The organism is Streptomyces sp. NPDC007901, assembly GCF_042959465.1.
In the GTDB taxonomy this organism is placed as follows: Bacteria; Actinomycetota; Actinomycetes; order Streptomycetales; family Streptomycetaceae; genus Streptomyces.
This window is the reverse complement of record NZ_JBIBKW010000075.1, coordinates 1-4219: the sequence shown is the minus strand read 5'-3', so window position 1 is coordinate 4219 and position 4219 is coordinate 1. Positions and strand designations below refer to the sequence as shown.

3 protein-coding genes are annotated in these 4219 nt (G+C 69.1%); all 3 read right to left on the bottom strand.

Annotated features, from left to right (window positions below; all coding sequences use genetic code 11):
• Nucleotides 1–113 precede the first annotated feature (113 nt).
• Genes ACFZDK_RS55530 through ACFZDK_RS55520 form a run of 3 tightly spaced genes read right to left on the bottom strand, consistent with a single transcriptional unit; the run spans nt 114 to nt 4056 of the window.
• On the bottom strand, nt 114–605 hold the full coding sequence (locus ACFZDK_RS55530; protein WP_390986998.1) for a hypothetical protein: 492 nt from the start codon (nt 603–605) through the stop codon (nt 114–116).
• A gap of 44 nt (nt 606–649) precedes the next feature.
• Nucleotides 650–2989, bottom strand: a complete 2340-nt coding sequence (locus ACFZDK_RS55525) for a tyrosine-type recombinase/integrase (RefSeq protein WP_390986996.1) — start codon at nt 2987–2989, stop codon at nt 650–652.
• Nucleotides 2986–4056, bottom strand: coding sequence for a tyrosine-type recombinase/integrase (locus tag ACFZDK_RS55520; protein ID WP_390986993.1), 1071 nt, complete (start codon nt 4054–4056; stop codon nt 2986–2988). The genes ACFZDK_RS55525 and ACFZDK_RS55520 overlap by 4 nt, the downstream gene beginning before the upstream one ends.
• Between the last annotated feature and the right edge of the window lie 163 nt (nt 4057–4219).

Sequence of the window (4219 nt, the reverse complement as noted above, 5' to 3'; positions counted from 1 at the left end):
ACGCCGCCACAGGCTCATGCCGCGTGCAGGACGCGCTTGCGCAGGAGGTCGAAGTTGGCGCGACCGAACATCTGACGCTTGATCATTTTGATCTTTCTGTGGAATCAGCGATGTCAAGCCGTGTGCTTGTGCATCACGTCGAGGTAGTGCCGATCACGGTGCGGCACATGGTTGTCCCGGCCGGGCAGACTGAAGACAGCGCAGACCTCGGCGGGCTCGGTGAGGATGCTCGACTGCTCGCCGAAGGTGAGGACGGGGTTGACCTCGTGGTGGCAGCCTGCGGCGTCGAGGGCCGTGATCAGTTCCTCGCGGAGAACGGTCGCCTCGAACGACTCGGAATCAGGCAGGACGAGCGGTGGGAGACTCGTCGTTGATCCGGGCCAGAGGTTGATCCAGATGCCGCTGACGGCCCTCTGGGTGACGACCAGTCGAAGGCCTCCCCACGCATAGGGATAGCCGTCGATGTCGGGGCCCTTCATGAGGATGGCGGGGTGCGGGCGCCCTTGACCGAGGAGGTCCTCGGCCTCGGTCAGGGGCATTCCGCAGTGAAGCGGGCCGATCCGGCCGGTTCGGGCGAAGTCGACGAGCACGTTCATCAAGGTCACGGCAGTGACTGTGACACTCTCCCGGGCCTGTGCGCACTCCGATATCAGCGCGATGCGGAGCCCGTCCCGCCCTGTCGGACGTTGACGAGCGGCAGGAGGCGGGCCGTCGCTGGCACGTCCAGTTCGCGTGGTGTCGGGCCAGCCGGAGTGGGCGTGTCGGCGAGGCGGTCGAGCAGCCGGTCCAGGGCCGCCTGGCCGTCCTCGACAGCTGCCTGCTCGTCGTCGGTCAGCGGGATGGACACGGCCATCTTCTGCAAGTTGCTTTTGGCTTCCAGGAGTTGGGCCTTCGTGGAGTCCTTCGGCGTGTAGAAGTCGCAGCGTGCGCAAGCCATGCGGTGCTGGCACTGCTCGAAGAAGGTGTAGCTGCAGTAGCCGTGTCCGAGGTCATAGTGCTGCCAGGGTTCGCCGGCCGCGGCGGCGCCGGAGGCGACGGCGTCACGGTCGACCAGGACCTCGATGGTGCGCACGTTGCGCTCGAAGTAGCCGGCTTCGGAGTAGGCCTTGGACAAGGTGTTGGGCGTGATCTTCGCGTAGTACTGGGTGGACTGCGGAGAGCGGTGTCCGAGCCAGGCCTGCAGCTCGAACAGGGTCATCGGTTCTTTGGCGTTGTAGAGCTGGCTGGCGATGGTGGACCGGGCGCGGTGGCTGGTGATGTTGCCGCGGATGTCGGCGGCCGGGACTCCGGCCTTGCGGCAGAGCATGGGGATGATCGTGTTGTTGATGTAGCTGGTGGAGACGCGGCGGGCCCGGACGGCGAACAGCAGGTCGACCAGCTCGCCGGTGCGGCGGTCGGTGAACTTCGGCTGGTCGGGACGGGCAGCCTGCCAGGCGTCGACAGCCTGGCCGAGGATCGGGTCGACCGGCTTGGTGAAAGCGGTGCCGGTCTTGTGGGTGGGGACGTCGAGCAGGCAGACCGCGTCGCGGGCCAGGACCTGCTGCGAGTCGCCAGCGATCGGTGCCCCGTCGTGCTGCCAGCGGATGCAGCCCACCCTCAGCCGGGCGATCTCGTTGCTGCGTTGTCCGGAGAACAGCCAGGTCAGTGTGACAGCGCGGACCAGTTCGAAAGGGTAGAAGTGCCCGGAGCGGGTCTGGGGCAGGTCGGCGGGCTCCAGATTCAGGCCCGCCCACAACAGCTTCGCCCAGACCTCGTCAGCGATCACCCTGGGGTCGGGTCCGAGGAGGGCGGTGATGCTGCGGGGGATCGCCAACGCGCGAAGGGGGTCGAAGCGGCGGGGCAGCCACTCCCATTCCTGGCAGTCGCGGAAGAACGTCCGCAGCGCGGTGATCTGTGCGGCCTTGCTGGGCGCTTCCAGCGGCTTGCCGAGACGGTCGCCCAGCCCGGTCGTGCGCTGGACGTAGTCGCCGACCTTCATCCGGTCCAGTGCGGCAATCCACGAAGCGCAGGTCTGCCGGGTCCAGTCGGCCGGATCGGCGGCGTCGGGCTGTTCGGCGGCGATCCACCGGCCGACCTTGAGCAGGTTCGAGCGGACGCCGCCGCGAACACGCGGGGTCAGCGTCGAGGTGGCGTGCCAGCGGTCGGCCCACTGTTCCCAGATCGGCGCGCCGCCACTGGCTCGGGCCGAGTGACGGCCGGTGCCGGGACGGGGAGGATCACAGAATCCGAGCTCGGCGACCGCCCGCTGCATCGCGTGCAGGGTGTTCAGCCGGCTGCCCTCCAGCAGCCCGTCGCGGCGGATCCGGCCGAACAGTGCGGTGTCCAGATCCTCAAGGTGCGGGCTGCGGTTCAGCAGGAACAGCTGGCAGGCCACCATCGGCAGCAGGGTGTCCTCGTCCCGGCCGAGCCGGTAGCCCCAGGCGCCCAGGACCGTACGAAGTCGTGCGACCTCGCCGTTGACGCGGTCGCGTCCGAAGATCCGCCAGGCCAGGGTGAGCCGCTGGAAGCTGCCGAGCCGGTGGAACTCGTTGAAGCCGCCGAGCAGGTAGGCGTGCGCCGCGAGGTAGGGGCGGACCTCGTCACCGGCCCAGGCGGGCGCGTGCTGGCGGAACTCGGCCTGAGTGCGGCCGAGCAGGTGGACCCATTCCTCCTCGGTCCAACCCCAGAAGGTCCTGCCGGTCTCCACGCACCGCGTCAGCAGCACCGCGACCACATCCAGCATGGCTCGTCGGCGGTGCGGGGTGGGCGGGGAGTCCAGTGCGGCGTTGACCGCCTCCAGCGGAGCCAGCAGCCGCGCGATAGCGCGCCAGCCCGGCGCGGACGGGTCGTGGTACTGCAGTCGCCGCAGATTGTGCACGCCCAGGTCGGCCACGGCCCTGGCCTCGGCAGGCCGCACTGCCAGTGCGGCGCTGTCGCGGGGCGGAGAGGTCGGCCAGGACCAGCGTCCGGCCCCATCCTCGGCGGCGATGGCCGGCAGTGGTGCGGTCACCTCGACGCCTCCGCCGCCGTGCCGTCCGCGGAGGTGAGCATCTGTATTCGCCAGGCATAGATGTGCTCCATGCCGCGGGCCAGCTTTTCGGCCAGGTCCCGGCCGGACAGGTGGATGTACTGGAGCGTGGAATCGGTGTTGCGGTGGCCGGCGAAGGTCGCGATCGCGTGCAACTCCCAGCCCATTCGGGCCAGATCGGTCAGACACAGGTGACGGGTGGTGTGGGTCGAGAACCGCGGGACACCGGCCTCCAGGGCGATCCGGCGGACCACCTTCGACCAGGTCCACAGGGTCAGCGGCTGCCCGTGGTTGCGCCGGGACTCCGACAGGAACAGCGGCCCCCTGGCCCTGCTGATCGTGGCCCGGTGGGCGAGGTAGGCCGACATCAGCACGCCGGTCGACGCCGAGTACGGCACCACCCGCTCCAGCCGGTTCTTCGTCGTCTCCGCCCGCACCCTCAGCGTCCGATGGGCCGGATCGAGGTCGTCGGTCCGCAGCGAGCACAGCTCCTCCCGCCGCAGCGCGGCATCGTAGGCCAGAGCCAGCATCACCCGGTTGCGGACCGGCTCCGCCCGCGCGACCTGCAGGATCCCCAGCCACTGCTGTTCGCTGGGGATCCACGGCAGCTTCGTGAGCCGCGGTACCAGTCCGCGCTGCCGCCCGCCCCGCTGTCGCCCGGGGGTGTAGCGGCCCCGGCCCACCGGGTTCGACTCCCGCAGACCCTCCTCCATGAGGAAGTCGTAGAACAAGCGGACCGGCACCAGGCGCTGCTGGATCGTGGCGTTCGCCAGCCCGGCGCCCGAGTCGATCGCCACCACGTTCGCACCCCGACGGTGCGGCCGCGACGTCAACTCACGTACGAACAGGGCGACGTGGGCGCGGTTCGCGGTGACCGGGTCTACGTCCTCCCGCTCGCACATCACCAGGTACTCGGCCAGCCCGCGGGCATAGGCATCGATCGTGCGGGGCGCACGTCCGAGATCCGTCCAGATCGTCAGCCAGGTCGCCGCCTGCTCATGTCTGCCGAGCACCGGCCACTTCTCCATCAGCACCGTCGTGCCGCTCAACACATCTCCCAAGTCCGTGGTTGCACCGGAGAGACATGATCACCCCGGCAGATTCCACGTAACTTTTATGTTGTTGTGGCCCTCGACTGCGCCGGAGCTGTAGCGCAGGGTCAGCCCGGCGACGACGGCGTCGAGGTCTTGCAGGAGGCCGGTGGCGAAGGTC